Annotated in this window: 13 protein-coding genes; 3 read left to right on the top strand and 10 right to left on the bottom strand. The window is 66.8% G+C overall.

The window, feature by feature from the left end:
• The 5 genes from AC5P9C_RS03580 to AC5P9C_RS03560 all read right to left on the bottom strand — a co-directional run bounded on the left by AC5P9C_RS03580 (position 1) and on the right by AC5P9C_RS03560 (position 4,732).
• Positions 1–771 (bottom strand): 3-keto-disaccharide hydrolase, encoded by a 771-nt coding sequence (locus tag AC5P9C_RS03580; protein ID WP_343543764.1) that lies wholly within the window; start codon positions 769–771, stop codon positions 1–3.
• Positions 771–1,346, bottom strand: coding sequence for a gluconate 2-dehydrogenase subunit 3 family protein (locus AC5P9C_RS03575; RefSeq protein WP_049467359.1), 576 nt, complete (start codon positions 1,344–1,346; stop codon positions 771–773). The genes AC5P9C_RS03580 and AC5P9C_RS03575 overlap by 1 nt, the downstream gene beginning before the upstream one ends.
• A complete protein-coding gene (locus AC5P9C_RS03570) occupies positions 1,346–3,031 on the bottom strand; it encodes a GMC oxidoreductase (protein WP_049467361.1) in 1,686 nt (561 codons plus the stop codon). The genes AC5P9C_RS03575 and AC5P9C_RS03570 overlap by 1 nt, the downstream gene beginning before the upstream one ends.
• Positions 3,032–3,058: 27 nt before the next feature.
• On the bottom strand, positions 3,059–3,958 hold the full coding sequence (locus AC5P9C_RS03565) for a hydroxypyruvate isomerase family protein (RefSeq protein ID WP_053462411.1): 900 nt from the start codon (positions 3,956–3,958) through the stop codon (positions 3,059–3,061).
• A 201-nt stretch (positions 3,959–4,159) separates the two neighbouring features.
• Entirely contained in the window at positions 4,160–4,732 is a 573-nt protein-coding gene (locus AC5P9C_RS03560) for a single-stranded DNA-binding protein (protein WP_005408464.1), read from the bottom strand.
• A 291-nt stretch (positions 4,733–5,023) separates the two neighbouring features.
• Here AC5P9C_RS03560 and AC5P9C_RS03555 point away from each other — a divergent pair, with 291 nt between their 5' ends.
• The 3 genes from AC5P9C_RS03555 to AC5P9C_RS03545 all read left to right on the top strand — a co-directional run bounded on the left by AC5P9C_RS03555 (position 5,024) and on the right by AC5P9C_RS03545 (position 10,673).
• On the top strand, positions 5,024–6,055 hold the full coding sequence (locus AC5P9C_RS03555) for a LacI family DNA-binding transcriptional regulator (protein ID WP_049467371.1): 1,032 nt from the start codon (positions 5,024–5,026) through the stop codon (positions 6,053–6,055).
• Positions 6,056–6,173: 118 nt separating this feature from the next.
• Positions 6,174–7,076 carry an ABC transporter ATP-binding protein gene (locus AC5P9C_RS03550; RefSeq protein WP_343543016.1) on the top strand — a complete coding sequence of 301 codons (903 nt, stop codon included), beginning with the start codon at positions 6,174–6,176 and terminating at the stop codon, positions 7,074–7,076.
• Between the two features lie 12 nt (positions 7,077–7,088).
• Positions 7,089–10,673, top strand: coding sequence for a M1 family aminopeptidase (locus AC5P9C_RS03545; protein ID WP_414615218.1), 3,585 nt, complete (start codon positions 7,089–7,091; stop codon positions 10,671–10,673).
• A gap of 129 nt (positions 10,674–10,802) precedes the next feature.
• Here the strand turns inward: AC5P9C_RS03545 and AC5P9C_RS03540 are convergent, their stop codons facing one another.
• From AC5P9C_RS03540 to AC5P9C_RS03520, 5 genes are all read right to left on the bottom strand, one after another.
• Positions 10,803–11,120: a hypothetical protein gene (locus AC5P9C_RS03540; RefSeq protein WP_074726558.1), complete on the bottom strand. Its 318-nt coding sequence runs from the start codon at positions 11,118–11,120 to the stop codon at positions 10,803–10,805.
• Positions 11,121–11,255: 135 nt separating this feature from the next.
• The gene (locus AC5P9C_RS03535) at positions 11,256–11,642 is read right to left on the bottom strand and encodes an SseB family protein (protein WP_074726559.1); all 387 of its coding nucleotides are present in this window, start codon (positions 11,640–11,642) and stop codon (positions 11,256–11,258) included.
• Between the two features lie 121 nt (positions 11,643–11,763).
• The gene (locus tag AC5P9C_RS03530; protein ID WP_343542262.1) at positions 11,764–13,479 is read right to left on the bottom strand and encodes an alpha-amylase family glycosyl hydrolase; all 1,716 of its coding nucleotides are present in this window, start codon (positions 13,477–13,479) and stop codon (positions 11,764–11,766) included.
• Positions 13,479–14,966 (bottom strand): MFS transporter, encoded by a 1,488-nt coding sequence (locus AC5P9C_RS03525; RefSeq protein WP_053462406.1) that lies wholly within the window; start codon positions 14,964–14,966, stop codon positions 13,479–13,481. Before AC5P9C_RS03525 ends, AC5P9C_RS03530 begins: the two co-directional genes overlap by 1 nt.
• Entirely contained in the window at positions 14,963–17,155 is a 2,193-nt protein-coding gene (locus AC5P9C_RS03520) for an MGH1-like glycoside hydrolase domain-containing protein (RefSeq protein WP_343542258.1), read from the bottom strand. Before AC5P9C_RS03520 ends, AC5P9C_RS03525 begins: the two co-directional genes overlap by 4 nt.
• Positions 17,156–17,284 lie beyond the last annotated feature (129 nt).

The raw sequence follows: 17,284 nt of genomic DNA, 5'->3' as shown, positions 1-17,284 counted from the left end.
CTACAGCTCGCGCACCCAGATGTTGCGGTAGCTGACCCTGGAGTCATGCTCCTGCAGATAGAGCGGCGCACAGGCATGGGGCGAATACGAGGGCGCCCCGATGTACTCGGTCTTGCCTGCCAGCACGGTGTCATCCTGCACCAGCACGCCGTTGTGCAGCACCGTGATGCGCGCAGGCGAAATCAGCCCGCCTCCCGCCGAGAAGCGCGGTGCCTTCCAGAGGATGTCGTAGGCCTGCCACTGGCCCGGCGCGCGCGAGGCATTCACCCGCGGCATGGCCTGCTTGTAGATGGAGCCGGCCTGGCCATTGGCATACGTCGGGTTGTTGTAGCTGTCGAGCACCTGCAGTTCATACCGTTCCTGCAGGAAGATCCCGCTGTTGCCGCGGTTCTGGCCGTCGAAGCCCTTCGTGTCAGTGGGCGTGCGCCATTCGACATGCAGCTGTATATCGCAGAAGCGTTGCCGGGTACGGATGCCCTTGCTGCCCGGAACGACGGTCATCGTGCCCCCGGCAACCTTCCAAGGCACGCGCCCGCCCTGCTCCGATTCCCACGCGGACACATCCTTGCCATCGAACAGCACGATCGCGTCGGAGGGGGCCTTGCCTGGCGGCGTGGCCACGACAGCGGGTACGGGGGTCCACACTTCGGTCTTCTTCGGGTCGCGCGCAGTGTCGGCACTGTCCTGCGCCGATGCCGATGCCGATGCCGATGCCGTGGCCAGCAGGCCGGCGGTGGCCAGCACTGTGCGGATCATCCTGGTGTTGTCCATCAGCTGGTCCCCCACGCCGGCGTACCGGGGACATAGGCGAGGTCGCCATCGTAGCGTCCCGGCACGGCGACGTACTGCAGCACTCCGGTCGCGCCGACCTTGGAGGTGAAGAAGCCGAAAATGGCCAGCTGCTTGATCATCGTGAAGTAATGCGGCATGGCCTCGCCCTGTTCGGGCGTCCCGGTTTCGGTCACCTCGGCAGGGCGTGCCCTGGCTTCCGCGTCCAGGCGGCGCAGCAGTTCGGTGCGGGCGTCCGGCGTGAGCGAGACGAAACGACCGCCTGCGCGCGTGTTGATGTCGGCCAGGCCGGTGCGGAACGCTGCCTGCTGGCGGGCGGTGTAGCAGTCGCTGACGAACGTGGCCATGAACAGGCCGGCGCCGGCATCCTTTGCACCCGGTGTCCGGGTCCGCGGCAGGATGGTCTCGGCGATCTCGTCGAGCATGCCGATATCGGCGTCGGAGAACGCGGGCATCGCCCCGGCTGCCGGAACCTTGCCATGCACCAGGGCCGGCAGGCCGACCATGGCCGTACCGGTGGCGGCGACGATCATCTTCAGCAGTTCGCGGCGGTCCATCACAGGTTCCCCGCTTTCAGTTCGCGCACCGCATGGTCGGCCGCGCGCGCGGTCAGCGCCATGTAGGTCAACGAGGGGTTCACGCAGGCGCTGGAGGTCATGCAGGCACCGTCGGTGACGTAGACGTTGGGCGCATCCCAGACCTGGTTGTGCGCGTTCAATACCGAACTCTTCCGATCACGTCCCATGCGCGCGGTCCCCATCTCATGGATGCCCTTGCCCGGGGCGTAGTCGTTGTCGTGCATCTTCACGTCCTTGACCCCGGCCGCCTCCAGCATCTCTGCGGCATCGGCGGCCATGTCCTTGCGCATCGCCAGTTCGTTGGCACGCATGGACACATCCATCGCCAGCACCGGCAGCCCCCACTTGTCCTTGCGGTCGCGGTCCAGGCGGATCGCATTGTCGTGGTGCGGCAGCATTTCACCGAACCCGGTCATGCCGATGCGCCAGTCACCCGGCACCGTCAGCGCCTCCTTCAGATCGGCACCGATGTTCAGCTCGGCGATCTCGCGCGACCAGCCGGTGCGGCTGGCACCGCCCTGGTAACCGAACCCGCGCAGGTAGCCGCGCTTGTCGGACGCGACATTGCGGAAACGCGGAATGTAGAAGCCGCAGGGCCGGCGGCCGAAATAGTACTTGTCTTCGTAGCCCTCGACCCGGCCCGAGGCGCCCGCACCGAAATGATGGTCCATCACGTTGTGCCCCAGCTCGCCCGACGAAGAACCCAGTCCCCCGTCCCAGACGTCGGTCGCAGAATTCATCAGCAGCCAGGTGGAGTTGAACGACGACGCGTTGAGGAAGATGACCTTGGCGGTGTACTGGTAGGTCTGCCCGGTTTCGGCGTCGATCACCTCCACGCCACGCGCACGCTTGCGGTCCTTGTCGTAGAGCACTTCCTTGACGATCGAGAACGGCCGCAGCGTCAGGTTGCCGGTCTTCATCGCCGCCGGCAGCGTCGCCGACTGGGTCGAGAAGTAGGCACCGAAGGGACAGCCCAGGATGCATTTGTTGCGGTACTGGCAGTTCACGCGCCCCTGCTCGGGCATCGGCTGGGTGATGTTGGCCGTGCGCGAGTGGATCATGTGCCGCGTTCCGCCAAAGGCCTTCTTGATCCGCGCGGCCACGTCCTTCTCGACGATGTTCAATGGGATCGGCGGCAGGAACTCGCCGTCCGGGAGCACGTCCAGTCCTTCGCGCGTGCCGGCAATGCCGGCGAACTTCTCCACATGGTCGTACCACGGCGCGATGTCGGCATAGCGGATCGGCCAATCGGTGGCAATGCCATCCTTGAGGTTGGCTTCGAAGTCCAGGTCGGAAAACCGATAGCTCTGCCGGCCCCACATCAGCGAGCGCCCGCCCACGTGGTAGCCACGGAACCAGTCGAAGCGCTTGGTCTCGATGTAGGGCGAGTCCTGCTCGTTGGCCCACATTCCTTCCAGGTTCTCGGCCAGGCCGTAGTCGCGCATCAGCACCGGGAACGCGGCCTTCATCGCCTGCGTCGGCCGGTTGCGATGCGGGAAATCCCACGCTTCCTTCATCGCGTTGACGTAGTCCTTGACGTGCTCGATGTTGCGCCCGCGTTCCAGCATCAGGACCTTCAGGCCCTTCTCGGTCAGCTCCTTCGCTGCCCAGCCGCCACTGATTCCCGAGCCAACAACAATGGCGTCGTAGTGATTATCTGCCATGGGTCTCTCACCTGGGTGGATATCGTTTCAGACGTCGCAGAGGCGGATCGCCTCGCGCAATGAACCAACAGGATCGGGCGCGGCAGGCATGAACTCCTGCGCCACATACCCCTCGAAACCGGTGTCGCGGATCGCGCGGCAGATCGCTGCATAGTTCAGCTCCTGCTGATCTCCGATCTCATGCCGGCCAGGCACGCCAGCGGTGTGGTAGTGCTTGAAGCAGGCGTGATGCTTGCCGATGGTGGCGATGATGTCGCCCTCCATGATCTGCATGTGGTAGATGTCGTACAGCAGGCCGAAGTTGTCCGAGCCGAGCCGCTGGCACAGCTCCACGCCCCAGGCCGAGTGGTCGCACAGGTAGTCGCGGTGATCGACCTTGGAGTTGAGCAGCTCCATCACCAGCACGACGCCACGCTTCTCGGCATGCCCGAGGATGCGCTTGAGGCCAGCCTCGGCATTGGCCATGCCGTCATGCGGGTCCATGCCGTTGCGGTTGCCGGAGAAGCAGATGAGATTCCGGTAACCGGCATCGGCCACCAGATCGATGTGCCGCGTGTAGCGCTCCACCAGCGGGTCGTGGAACTCACGGCCGGCAAAGCCCTGGGTCAGGCCCAGCTCCGCGCCATTGCACATCGAGCTGTACACGCCATGGGCCTTCAGCGTGGGCCAGTCTTCCGGGCCAACCAGGTCGATGGCGGCGAAGCCGATGTCCTTCACCGTCGCGCAGAGCTGGGCGACCGACAGCTGCGGGAAGGTCCAGCGTGCGACGGAATGCTTCAGGTTGCCCTTCAGCGGTGCAGTGGTGGCGAATGCAGTCCGCGCGCCCACTGTAGTACCCAGGGCCACGCTTCCAGCGACAGCGATACGAAGCGCATCACGCCGTGTCAGCCCACCTGCCGGGACCGGTCTGATTGTATGGATGGACATCCACCTCCCGGCCTCCCAACCGGTATCAAACGCAACGATTCACAGCAATGCAATCGATTGCACCATAGGGGAGGAAACTGGATGCTTGCAAGTTGCGGTGCACGAAAACTGATGCTGCGAGGCACAACTCCGATGCAATCGCGGAAAAAGAAAAGCCCCGCATGAGCGGGGCTTTCTTTTCTGCTGCAGGCGAGCGTCCGATCAGAACGGAATATCGTCGTCAGCGAAGTCGTCCATCGGCGGCGCCTGCTGCGGCTGCGGGCGCTGGTTGCCGCCCTGGTTGCCGTAACCGCCGCCCTGGTTGCCGCCCTGGTTGCCATAGCCGCCGCCCTGGCCGCCACGCTGGCCACCGCCGCCGCCGTACTCCTGGCGCGGCGCCTGCTGGCGCTGCGGACGATCGCCGCCGTAGTTGCCACCACCGCCACCGCCGCCGCCTTCACCGCGGCCGCCCAGCATCTGCATTTCATCGGCGATGATGTCCGTGGAGTACTTCTCCACGCCGTCCTGGCCGGTGTACTTGTCGTAGCGCAGGCTGCCTTCGACGTAGACCGAGCTGCCCTTGCGCAGGTACTCGCCGGCGATCTCGCCGAGCTTGCCGAAGAACACCACGCGGTGCCATTCGGTGCGCTCCTGCTGGTTGCCATCCTTGTCCTTGCGGACGCTGGTGGTGGCCAGGCTGATGCGGGTGATCGCCATGCCGCCCTGGGTGTACTTCACGTCCGGGTCGTTGCCGAGATTGCCGACCAGGATGACTTTGTTGATGCCGCGCGCCATAGGTACCTTCGTCCGTTGTCCAGGGGCAGACCGCCAGTGATAGCACAGCCCCGGGCGGGGTGCAGTACGCTGGGCCGCCCCTGGTGAAATTTGGGGGAATGCGAGAACGACGCATCTTACCATTGCCGCCGCCATCCGCCCGGTCAGGACACCCCGACCGCACCGAAGGATCAGACTGATTTCCTTGTCCGGCAATGACTTACCTGCGCCCAGGCCGACGTTGAGAGGGGCATTCGCGTCCGCGCATGGCATCATGCCCGGGCACCTTCCACCTGCCCGCTCCGCCCGCACATGACGATCAAAGGCAAAGCCACCTCCCTGGACATCGCCCACCTGGCCGGAGTCTCACAGCCCACGGTGTCGCGGGCCCTGCGTGGCAGCCCGATGGTCAACGCCGAGACCCGTGAGCGCATCCTGCGCATTGCCCGCGAGCTGAACTACAAGGTCGACAAGAATGCCTCCAGCCTGCGCCTGCGCAATGCCGGCACGCTGGCCCTGCTGTTCTTCGAGGACCCGACCAACGACGACTCGCTGATCAACCCGTTCTTCCATTCGATGCTGGGCTCGATCACCCGCGCCTGCGCGCTGCATGGGCAGGACCTGCTGGTCTCGTTCCAGCAGCTGTCCACCGACTGGCAGGCCGATTACGAGGACAGCAACAAGGCCGACGGCATCATCCTGCTCGGCTACGGCGACTACCACGAATCGCGCGACCGCCTGCAGCGGCTGGTCGAACAGGGCACGCATTTCGTGCGCTGGGGCGCCGCCCTGCCCGGCCAGCCCGGTGTCTCGATCGGCAGCGACAACTTCCAGGGCGGGCATGACATCACCACCCACCTGTTGCAGCAGGGCTGCCGCCGCATCGCCTTCCTCGGCCATGCCTCCAGCCACTACCCCGAATTCCAGGAGCGCTACCGCGGCCACGTCGCCGCCCTGCAGGAACATGGCCTGGCCGCCGAACCGGCGCTGCAGCACGACGCCATCACCACCGAAGCCTCTGGCCAGCAGGCCTGCCAGGCGCTGCTGGCGCGCGCTGAACCGGTCGATGCGATCTGCGCGGCCAGCGACCTGATCGCCATCGGCGCGATCCGCGCCCTGCGCGACGCCGGGCTGCGCGTACCGCAGGACGTGGCGGTCACCGGCTTCGACGACATCCCGCTGGCGGCTTCGGTGTCCCCGGCGCTGACCACCGTGCAGCAGGACACCAAGCAGGCAGGGCAGCTGCTGGTGGAACGCCTGCTGGCGCTGATCGGCCGGCAGCCGGTGGACAGCCAGAGCATTCCGGTGAAGCTGGTGGTACGCGAATCGTCCCTGCGCGGGTAAGCGCTGTCCCTGCCAACGCGCGACGGCGGGATTTCCCCCCCATGACCAACGGCGGATGCGGACCGGGGCGATTGCGCGGATAACGCGCAGACAACGTCCAGGGAAAGGTGTACGTCGCATGCTGAAGATCGATTCGCTGTCCAAGACCTACGCCAACGGCGTGCACGCTCTCAACAACGTCAGCCTGGACATCCCGCGCGGCATGTTCGGCCTGCTTGGGCCCAACGGCGCTGGCAAGTCCTCGCTGATGCGCACGCTGTCCACCCTGCAGGAAGCCGACAGCGGTACGGCCGTCCTCAGCATTCCGGGCGAGGCACCGATCGACGTGCTGCGCGACAAGGACGCGGTGCGTCGCCGCCTGGGCTACCTGCCGCAGGATTTTGGCGTGTACCCGAAAGTCAGCGCGCTGGACCTGCTGGAACACTTCGCGGTGCTCAAGGGACTGACCCAGCGCGCGCAGCGCCGCGAAGTGGTCGAAGGGCTGCTGCAGCAGGTGAACCTGTGGGACGCGCGCAAGCGCAAGCTCGGCACCTACTCCGGCGGCATGCGCCAGCGCTTCGGCATTGCCCAGGCATTGCTGGGTGACCCACGGCTGGTGATCGTCGACGAGCCCACTGCCGGCCTCGACCCGGAGGAACGCAACCGCTTCCTCAACCTGCTGGCCGCGATCGGCGAGAACGTGGCGGTGATCCTGTCCACCCATATCGTCGAGGACGTGACCGACCTGTGCCCGACGATGGCGATCATGAACAAGGGCCAGGTACTGCTGAGCGGCCGCCCCAGCGAGGCGATCGACGCCCTGCAGCACCAGGTCTGGCGCAAGCAGGTCGATCCTTCGGAGCTGGCCGAGCATGAAGCGCGCCATGTGGTGCTGTCGACCCGACTGGTCGGTGGCCGCCCGGTGATCCATGTGCACAGCGCCAACGACCCCGGCGACGGCTTCGCGGCCGTGGCCCCCGACCTCGAGGACGTGTACTTCCAGCGCCTGCGCCTGCAGGCCCGTGCCCGCGCGGCAGCCTGAGCGGAGCACGCCATGATCCTCAACTTCTTCCGTTTCGAGCTGCGCGAGCAGCTGCGCTCGCCCCTGCTGTGGCTGCTGGCCGGGCTGTTCGCCCTGCTCGCCTTCGCCGCCGCGTCCAGTGACGCCGTACAGATCGGTGGCGGCAGCGGCAACGTGCACAGCAACGCGCCGACCGTGATCGCACAGATGCTGGGGATCTTCACCCTGCTCGGCATGCTGGTGACTGCGCTGTTCGTCAGCAATGCGCTGCTGCGTGACTTCGAACTGGGCACCGCCGAATTGATCTTCGCCAGCCCGGTGAAACGCCGCGACTACCTGGCCGGGCGCATCGCCGCGGCCCTGGCCACCGGCCTGCTGTTCTACCTGCTGGTCGCTTTCGGGCTCTGGCTGGCACCGTTCATGCCCTGGGTGGACGCCGAGCGCATGGGGCCGATCAGCTGGCAGGGCTATGCCTGGAGTTTTGCGGTCATCGTCATTCCCAACCTGTTGTTCACCACCGCGCTGCTGTCACTGCTGGCGGCGGTCACGCGTTCGATCCTGTGGGTCTACATCGGGCTGGTGGCCTACCTGGTGCTGTTCGGCGCCAGCGCGGCGGTGCTGCGCGACATCGACAACACCTGGCTGGCGGTGCTCAGCGAGCCTTTGGGCATGCGCGCCCTGTCGCGCACCATCCGCTACTGGTCCACCGCCGAGCACAACAGCGGCGTTCCCGGCCTGGCAGGCTACCTGCTGGCCAACCGCGCGCTGTGGCTGGGCGTGACGGCGCTGCTGTTCGCCGCCACGTTCGCCCTGTTCCGCACCGAGCGCAGCGGCAGCGGCCGTCGTCGCTGGGGCCGCCGGCAGACGCAGCCGGTTGCCGACGCCGCAGCGCTTCGGCCCACCCGCACCCCGTTGCCGCGCGTGGTTCCGGCGTTCAGCGCGACCACCGCGTGGCAACAGTTCCTGCGCCAGGTGCGCTTCGATACACGCGGTGTACTGCGCAGCGTGCCGTTCATCGTGCTGCTGGTGCTGGGCATGGCCAATTTCCTGCCCAACGCGCTGTTCCGGCAGACCCTGTACGGCACCTCGATCTGGCCGGTCACCTCGCAGATGATCATGGGCCTGCAGGGCGCTTTCAGCTGGCTGCTGGTGATCATCGTGCTGTTCTTCGCCGGTGAGCTGGTGTGGAAGGAACGCAGCGCGCGCATCAACGAAGTGACCGATGCCATGCCGGTGCCGAACTGGGTACCGCTGCTGGCCAAGTTCACCGCGCTGCTGGCAGTGATCATCTGCTTCCAGGCCGCCGGTGCGCTGGCGGCGATGGGCGTGCAGCTGGTCAAGGGCTACACCCATCTGGAGCCACTGCTGTACCTGCGCAGCCTGGCGATGGATTCGGTGATCTACCTCCTGATGGGAGGCCTGGCCCTGGTGCTGCAGGTGCTCACCAACAACAAGTTCCTCGGCTACGCGCTGCTGATCGTGGTGATGATCGGCCAGGGCGTGCTCGGCATGCTGGACTACACGCAGAACCTGTACAACTTCGGTGGCTGGCCCAACGCTCCCTATTCGGACATGAACGGCTACGGCCACTTCCTGCCGGGGCAGCTGGCATTCCAGGGCTACTGGGCACTGTTCCTGCTGACCCTGATGTGCCTGGCGTCGGCGTTCTGGGTGCGCGGTGTCAGCCAGGGCCTGCGCCAGCGCCTGGCCCTGGCCGGCCGCCGCCTGCGCGGCCCGACCGGCGTCTTCGCCGGACTTGCGGCATTGGCCTTCGCCGGCGTGGGCGGCTGGCTGTACTGGAGCACCAATATCCGCAACGAGTTCATCTCGCCCGACCAGCAGCTGGACCTCCAGGCCCGCTACGAGCGCGAGCTGTCGAAGTACCGCACCCTGCCGCAGCCACGCATCGTGGCAGTGGACAACCGCGTGGACCTGTTCCCGGAATCGCAGTCGATGGTGATCGATGCGAACTGGACGGTGCGCAATACCCATGCCACGCCGATCCAGGACGTGCATGTTTCGATGGGCGATGACAAGCAGCTGGTCGACGTCGACCTGGGTGGGCAGACGCTGTCGTTGCGCGATGCCGATCTCGGCTACCGCATCTACCGCCTGCAGAAGCCGCTGCAACCGGGCGAAACCCGCAACGTGCATTTCCGCGTGGTGCAGAAACCCAACGGCATCACCGCCGGTCAGGCGCCGAGCAACATCGTGGACAACGGCACCTTCTTCAACAGCCGCGTGCTGCCCTCGTTCGGCTACAACGAAGGCGCCGAAATCACCGATCGCAACGAGCGGCGCAAGCGCGGCCTGGGTGAACCCCGGCGCATGCCCAGGCTGGAGGACGAAGCGGCGCGCGCCAACACCTACATTGCCAACGATGCCGACTGGCTCGACTTCCGCACCACGGTCTGCACCGCACCAGACCAGGTGGCGCTGGCCCCGGGCTACCTGCAGCACGAGACCACGGTCGACGGCCGGCGCTGCTTCAGCTATGCCATGGACCGGCCGATGCTGAACTTCTATGCCTATCTCTCGGCACGCTGGGAGGTGCGCAAGGCGAAGTACAAGGACATCCCGATCGAGGTCTACTTCGATCCGGCGCACGGCTACAACGTGGACCGGATGATCGAGGCGGTGCAGAAGTCGCTGGCCTATTACGAGGCGAACTTCACCCCGTACCAGCACCGCCAGGTACGCATCATCGAGTTCCCGGGCTATGCCCGCTTCGCGCAGTCGTTCGCCAATACCATCCCCTATTCCGAGGCCATCGGTTTCATCGCCGACCTGCGCAACCCGGACAAGGTGGACTACGTGTTCTACGTGACCGCGCACGAGATCGCGCACCAGTGGTGGGCGCACCAGGTGATCGGCGCCAACGTGCAGGGCGCGACCGTGCTGTCCGAATCGCTGTCGCAGTACTCGGCCTTGATGGTGATGGAGCAGGAGTACGGCCGCCAGCACATGCGCCAGTTCCTCAAGCGCGAACTGGACGGCTACCTGTCCGGCCGCGGTGGCGAAGCCATCGAGGAACAGCCGCTGGAACGCGTGGAAAACCAGCAGTACATCCACTACCAGAAAGGTTCGCTGGCCTTCTACCGCCTGCGCGAGGAGATCGGCGAGCAGGCGCTGAACCGTGCGTTGAAGCGCTTCCTGCAGGACAAGGGCTACCAGCAGCCGCCGTACACCACCTCACGCGAGCTGCTGGGCTACATCCGCGCCGAGACCCCGGCCGACCGCCAGCAGCTGGTCACCGACCTGTTCGAGAAGATCAGCTTCTACGACAACCGGGTGATGGCCGCCAGCGCCCGCAAGCGCGATGACGGCCGCTACGACGTGACACTGGACCTGCACGCGGCCAAGCAGTACGCCGACGGCAAGGGCAAGGAAAGCGACGGAACGATGGATGACTGGGTCGAGGTCGGCGTATTCGCCAACGGGCCGTCGGGCAAGGAGCGCGACCAGAAGGTGCTGTACCTGCAGCGCCACCACATCACCAGCGCCGCACCGAAGATCACGGTGACGGTGGATGAAAAGCCGGATGAAGCGGGCTTTGACCCGTACAACAAGCTGATCGACCGGGTGAGCGATGACAACCGGCGCAAGGTGACGATGTGAGGAACGGGGTGCCGACCGATGCGCCGGCGCTCCGCGCAACACATGCGGGGCCTGGAGTGGCCTGACTTGGCTCGCCCTACTGTAGTGCCGAGCCATGCTCGGCACATTGTCCACGACCGCCGCGAAGGTTCAGCGCACCGGGGGCTTTGGCCCCAGCAACGCCAGCAGCACGAAGACCACGATCGAGGCGACGGTGCCGAGCGCCGCCGGCAACCCGAATGCCCAGGCCGAACGACCCCGCTGGTGCGCCCACTGGGCCAGATGCCAGGCCGCGCCCAGGTTGATCAGCCAGGCAATGACGAACACCGGCCACAGCACCATGCCCACCGCGCGCAGCACGGGCATGGACACCAGCGCGGCGACAATGGCCGCGATCAGGAAGACCAGCGCGGAGCGGGAATGGCGTGATCGTGCCGGTGCGTCGGCAGGCAATTCCCTCGATTCCATGGCAGCGCCTCGATCCCGGTGTTGACCAAGGGGATCACGTACGGCGCCCGAAGGGAAGCTCTGTGTAGAGTCGCGCCGTGCTCGACGGATCCGGCATTGCGCGAACGGCAGCCGAGCATGGCCGCGGCTCTACAATCAACCCGGGGCGAAGTCCTTCAGGATCTCGCCGACGCCGCTGGGCGAGATCTCGAAGCCCAGCGGAGTGCCCGGATTGATCACCACGCCGTAGCCACCCGGCACGCGGCGCAGCACGTCCAGCATCCGCCAGCGGATCTGGTGTTCGGCCTGCTGGCTGTAGATGCCCACGCGCGACTGATCGGTGAACACGGCCACGTGCAGGGTGCCCTGCTTGTCGAACAGCAGCGGGTCGAAGCCGCTGCCATCGGGGGTCACCAGGCTGCCGGTCAGCAGCACCACCTCGGAGGCGACGAAAGCCTCCATGAAGGCGCGGATCGGCACCGCGCCGTCCATCGCCGCCTTCAGCAGGGTTTCGATCGGGGTCTGCGGGGCGAGGTCGGTCATGGCGGTGCGGCACGGCGTGAGGGGGGCCTATTGTGCCGCATAGGGTCGCCCCGGTAGTGCCGGCCGCTGGCCGGCATCTGAAGGGACCATGGATTCATGGGTTGCCGGCCAGCGGCCGGCACTACCGCCCCAGGCGCACGTCCCGCGCCTTCTGGTCGGCCACCGCCTTGTCCAGCTCGGCCTGCAGCGCGGGCTGCTGTACCGGCGCATCCAGCACGTAGACCTTCACCCCGTGCGCGGGCACTTCAGTCTGCAGGCGGTTCTTCACTTTCACCTCGCCGCCGCCCAGCGCATCGCGCCAGCGGCCCGCCTGGAGGTAACGCGCCACGGTGAAGGTCCGGGCCTGGTCGCCCTTGTTCAACAGCACCAGCGCGGTCTGCGCCACGTCGCCGTGCTGCAGTACGCGGAAGAACACCGCCTCGTCGCCCTGCAGCCGCTCGTTCACCTGCAGGCCACGCTGCAGCGCCGGAGTGGCCTCACGCAGCCTGGCGATGCGCCGCAGCGGCGCAAAGATCGGGCTCTGCGGCGCGGCGTCGACACGCTCCTGGCCAAAGTAGGCGCGGTTGCCGGCGTGCTCGGCGCGGCCGCGCATGAAGCCGGTTTCCGAGCCGTAGTAGACCACCGGAATGCCGCGCGCGGTGAACAGCCAGTTGTGCGCATCGATGAAGCCGTTGTCGCTCGCCTGCAGGCGAGGCATGTCATGGTTGTCGTAGAAGCTCATCAGCTCGTACGGGTTGGCGTAGGGACCGCCACTCAGGTACAGCGGCTCGGCCAGGACTTCAAAGCCCTTGCCGGCGGTGCCGAAGGCCTGCTCCAGCGCCCCTCGCAACGGGAAGTCGAGCACGCTGACGTTGGCGTTGGCCGGCCAGGTGTACTCGGCAATGCGCGCGGCATCGTAGTCGAACGCCTCGCCGAACATGAACATGCCCGGATGCTCGGCCCGGATGCGCTTGACGAAGGCGTGCCACCACGGGTGCGGCAGCCAACCGATGGTGTCGATGCGTAGTGCATCCACGCCCTGCGCGGTCCATTGCAGGTAGGCGCCCACCAGGTAATCCATCACCGCCGGGTTGTCCTGGTTGAAGTCGGACAGCTCGGCCAGATTGCCGTCGAAGATCGAACCGTCCTTGCTGTCGACCGGTCCGATGTTGTTGTAGAACGCGTGCAGCGGGTTGTGCTTCGGATCCAGCTTCTGGGGCGGCAGGTTCTGGTGGTCGGCGATCAGCCTGCCCTCCTTGTCGAAGATCTGCCCGAACTGCGGCTGCCGCGTTGGCATGGTCCAGGCCGGCGAGCCGTGGTTGCCGACAATGTCCAGCACCACCTTCAGGCCCGCGCCATGCAGCCCTTTGGCCAGCCCGGCGAAGTCCAGGTCCTTGCTGGGCAGGTGCTCGTCGAGCTTGTAGAAGTTGATGCCCCAGTAACCGTGATAGCCGGTCTTGCCGCGGTCGGTCAGCGTACTGGTGCAGCTGATCGGCTTGCTGCCGGTAAACGCCTCGTCCGGATTGTCGACGATCGGCGTGATCCACACCGCGCCGAAGCCGAGGTCGCGGATGTACTGCGCATTGTCGAGCACGCCACGGAAGTCACCGCCGAGGTAGCCGATATTGCCGTCCACCTTGTCCGGGCACGGCACCGGAATATCGAAGGTGCGGTGCGCGCCGCCCTGGTCGCGATGATCGTTGGCCGGATCACCGTTGACGAAGCGGTCGGTGACCACGAAGTACACCGCATCACTGGCGAACGGCTCGGTGGTACCGACGTAGTCCGGGCGCGGCGCGGCCGCCGCCTGGCCGGCCAGCAGTACAAGGGAAACAGCAACAGACAGCGCACCACGCATCACACCACCTCCGGACGGGACGGAACCCGCAGCACGCACAGGCCGGCGACGAACAGGCTGCAGCCGCCCAGCACCAGCACCTGCATCGGCTGGCCGCCCAGCCAGGCACGCAGGGCAAAGCCAAGCGCACTGGCAGCGACCAGCTGCGGGATCACGATGAAGAAATTGAAGATGCCCATGTACACGCCCATCTTCGATGCCGGCACGCTGTCGGACAGCAGTGCATACGGCAGCGAAAGGATGGATGCCCAGGCGAAGCCAACGCCCACCATCGACAGCAGCAGCCAGTGCGGATCGCGGATGAACATCAATGAGACCAGGCCGGCGCCGCCCAGCCACAGGTTGACCAGGTGGCTCCAGCGCAGGCCGATCGCACGCACCAACGGTGGAATCAGCACTGCGGCCAGCGCGGCAAAACCGTTGTAGGCACCGAACAGCACACCCACCCAGTTGGCGCCCTCGTTGTAGGCCGCCGACTGTGGATCGGTCGAACCGAAATGGGTGCCCGCCACTGCGGCGGTGGTGTAGATCCACATCGCGAACAGCGCGAACCACGAGAAGAACTGCACCCACGCCAGGCGACGCATGGTGATCGGCATCGCGCGCAGGTCACCCACGATGGCGGCCAGCATGTGGGTGGCCGGCAACGCGCGCGCGGCCGCCAGCAACAGGCCATAGCCGGCGCACAGGCCCGCCAGCACGTACAGCATCCTGTCGCCTTGCCGCCAGGTGATCAGCAGGGCCAGCAACACACCCAGCCCGAGCCACAAGGCCACCTGCGTCCACGGTGCAGGACCACTGATCACCGCTGCTGCGTGGTGTGCCGGAGGTTCGGCATCATCGAAACCGGCCAGCTCTGCCGGCGAGTATTCGCGGGTGCTGGCCACTGTCCAGGTGATCGCCGCCAGCAGCACCACCGCGCCGAAATAGAACGCATAGCGCACGGTGTCGGGCACTTCCCCGGCGGCTGCGGTGTTGGCGACACCGAAATGAGCCAAGATGAAGGGCAGGAAGCTGGCGACGATCGCACCCACGCCGATGAAGAAGCTCTGCATCGCGTAGCCGGCGGGGCGCTGGCGCGGCGCCAGCTGGTCGCCGACGAAGGCACGGAACGGCTCCATCGATACGTTGATCGACGCGTCCAGCACCCACAGCGTGCCGGCGGCGATCCACAGCGTCGGTGAGTTCGGCATCACCAGCAGCGCCAGCGTGGTGAGCACCGCCCCGATCATGAAGAACGGACGGCGGCGCCCCCATCGTGTCCAGGTGCGATCGGACAGGTAGCCGATCACCGGCTGGACCAGCAGGCCGGTCAGCGGCGCCGCGATCCACAGCCCGGGCACCGCATCCATGTCCGCGCCCAGCGTCTCGAAAATGCGGCTGGCGTTGGCATTCTGCAGGGCGAAGCCGAACTGGATGCCGAGGAACCCGAAGCACATGTTCCAGATCTGCCAGAACGACAGCTGCGGCTTGGCCGGACGGTTCATGGTGCGCCCTCTGCGGCCGCAACCGGCGCCACTGTCAGTGCCCGCACCTGGGCCTGGTTCACCACGCCATCGCGCCCGCCCTTGCCGCCGGTGTAATGCGCGAAGTGCTGCAGCGCGCTCATGTTGAACCCCTCTTCAAGCGTGATCGTGCAGCGGCCCCTGGTCACCGGGAACGTCGCCGAGGTCGAATCCTGCACGGCTACGCTGTGCGGCAGGGTGACCGTACGCCGCTGCAGCGGCTGGCCCGGGCATTGCAGCGCCAGCTGTTTCACTGCAGCCGTCACCCCGGTGTTGATCGGCCCGCTGGGGTTGCTGTACTGCAGGCGCAGGCGTACCTGTCCGGCTTTGGCCGGGGTGAACTGCCAGCGCGTTGCGCCCTTCAGCAGCTGCTGCGGACCGACGCAGCGCATCGGGCTGTGCAGCGACTCCAACGCCCCGTCGCGCATGGTCAGGCTGAGGCAATGCTGCAGGCCATCATCGACGATGCGTGCCACACCCTGCGTGATCGCTGTCACCGCCCGGCCGTCCCGCCACAGCACCTGGCCTTCGGCCACCGGCACCGACCACCCCTTGCCGCTGCGTCGTACCTGCGGTACGGCCGGGGTCGCCGGCGCGCGCGCATTGGCATCGGCGGTGCTGGCGGGCAACGTACGCGACGGCGCGGCCACCAGCTGTACGGTGGTCGTGGTGCCCCGCGTCTTCACCGTGCCCGCCACCAGCAGGCCATCACCCACCTGCTTCGGGCGCTCCAGTACATAACGCTTGCCATCGGCCTCCAGGGAGATGCGGCGGTGCTTGCCGAACAGTTCGGGGACCAGCGCGGCCGGCAGCTTGGGCTGCACGCGGCCATCGTCCTGCACGCCGAACACGCCTTCGACCACCATCGACAGGTACCCCGCCACCGACCACAACTGGCGTTCGGAATTGACCACCGGGCCGCTCAGCGCGCCTTCCTCGACGTGCACGGCCTGGCTGACCAGTTCGTAGTTTTCCATGTTGGAACCGGCCAGGGCGGCGCCGCGCATCAGCGAGCGGATTTCGGCGGCGATGCGCGGCGCATCGTCCAGCTGCCGCGCCGCGCGCAGCGCGTAGGCGCTGACGAACGGCCAGATCGCGCGGTTGTGGTAGATCGGCTGCTGCGCCTCCTGCGGCCACACTACCGGGCTGCCAGCCGGTGTCCTCGGGTACGCGGCCAGCGCGCGGTGCGCGCGCTCGGGCGGCAGCACCCCGGCCAGGATGCCCAGCGACAGGCCGAGCAGATCCACCTTGGCGTACGGCACCGGGTGCGCGGCTTCGCCGATGTAGCTCATGTACTGGCCCATGTCCTCGCGCCAGAAGCGTGTATCGATCTGCTGCGCCAACGCATCGGCCCACGCCCTGTAGTCGGCCGCACGGGCGTCGCCGTGCTGCCCGGCCAGGCGTTCGGCCAGGCGCAGTGCCTGGTAGTGCAGCACGTTGGTGGACAGTGCGTAGGAATCACCGATGAAGCGCACGTCCTCGCGGGTCCAGTCCGGATAGGTCTGCTCGCGCCAGTCCAGGAACGAGGTCTCGCCACGGTACAGACCCATCTGCGCGTCGAACACCATTGCGCGGTCCTGTGCCAGCGTGCCCTGCAGCGCCTGCCAGACCTGGTCGGCAAACGCGCGATCCGCCAGCAGATGGCGCGCGGCCAGGAACCACACCACGCGATCACTGCTGATCGGCCAGCTGCCGCCGGAACCGGTGTCCTGCGCCACGAACAGGCCGGGCGTACGCCCGTCACGGGCGGCCGACAGCTTGAACTGCAGCGACTGCCGGGTCCGCTGCGGGTCCAGCCGCGCCAGCGCCAGATCGGCGGCGAAGCTGACATCGCGGGTCCACACATAGGGCCAGCGCGCACCGGTCTGGAAGCAGTCGCACGGGACCGGCCGGCCCTCGTCGAACGCCGGATCGCGGATCGCGTCCACCCGGTCCTGGTCCATCTCCTGTTGGGCCAGCGCGAACAACGCATCGAACATGACGCTGTCGGTGTGGCTGCGCATCGGCATGGGCGCGATGCGCACCTCTCCCTTCGGCGCATGCAGCACGAAGCCACCCTTGGCAGCCGCTTCGGCGCGCGCGTTGCGGCCGTCGAATTGCAGGTCGGCCGCCTGCGCGGTCGAACCCAGCGCTGCCCCCAGGGCAGCGGTCAGGCAAATGATCTTCAGCATCGAAGCGGCGGACCGGCTTGCGCCCGTCGGCCTCCCTCCCTCTCTGCACGCGTTGTAGGTCCGCACCGTCGTTGCCGGCGGGCGGGCGCGGCCCCTCCCTCAAGGTGCCCTGGCCCCATGGTAGACGCG

The sequence above is a fragment of the Stenotrophomonas sp. YJH_SMC_10 genome, from assembly GCF_059371555.1.
The sequence above is the reverse complement of the archived record's forward strand: the minus strand, read 5'-3'. Positions and strand labels throughout refer to the sequence as shown.

Coding starts and splice junctions, on each gene's coding strand:
- AC5P9C_RS03530 (WP_343542262.1), bottom strand. CDS start 13,479: ATGCGTGGTGCGCTGTCTGTTGCTGTTTCCCTTGTACTGCTGGCCGGC.
- AC5P9C_RS03520 (WP_343542258.1), bottom strand. CDS start 17,155: ATGCTGAAGATCATTTGCCTGACCGCTGCCCTGGGGGCAGCGCTGGGT.
- AC5P9C_RS03550 (WP_343543016.1), top strand. CDS start 6,174: ATGCTGAAGATCGATTCGCTGTCCAAGACCTACGCCAACGGCGTGCAC.
- AC5P9C_RS03535 (WP_074726559.1), bottom strand. CDS start 11,642: ATGACCGACCTCGCCCCGCAGACCCCGATCGAAACCCTGCTGAAGGCG.
- AC5P9C_RS03525 (WP_053462406.1), bottom strand. CDS start 14,966: ATGAACCGTCCGGCCAAGCCGCAGCTGTCGTTCTGGCAGATCTGGAAC.
- AC5P9C_RS03565 (WP_053462411.1), bottom strand. CDS start 3,958: ATGTCCATCCATACAATCAGACCGGTCCCGGCAGGTGGGCTGACACGG.
- AC5P9C_RS03570 (WP_049467361.1), bottom strand. CDS start 3,031: ATGGCAGATAATCACTACGACGCCATTGTTGTTGGCTCGGGAATCAGT.
- AC5P9C_RS03545 (WP_414615218.1), top strand. CDS start 7,089: ATGATCCTCAACTTCTTCCGTTTCGAGCTGCGCGAGCAGCTGCGCTCG.
- AC5P9C_RS03555 (WP_049467371.1), top strand. CDS start 5,024: ATGACGATCAAAGGCAAAGCCACCTCCCTGGACATCGCCCACCTGGCC.
- AC5P9C_RS03540 (WP_074726558.1), bottom strand. CDS start 11,120: ATGGAATCGAGGGAATTGCCTGCCGACGCACCGGCACGATCACGCCAT.
- AC5P9C_RS03575 (WP_049467359.1), bottom strand. CDS start 1,346: ATGGACCGCCGCGAACTGCTGAAGATGATCGTCGCCGCCACCGGTACG.
- AC5P9C_RS03560 (WP_005408464.1), bottom strand. CDS start 4,732: ATGGCGCGCGGCATCAACAAAGTCATCCTGGTCGGCAATCTCGGCAAC.
- AC5P9C_RS03580 (WP_343543764.1), bottom strand. CDS start 771: ATGGACAACACCAGGATGATCCGCACAGTGCTGGCCACCGCCGGCCTG.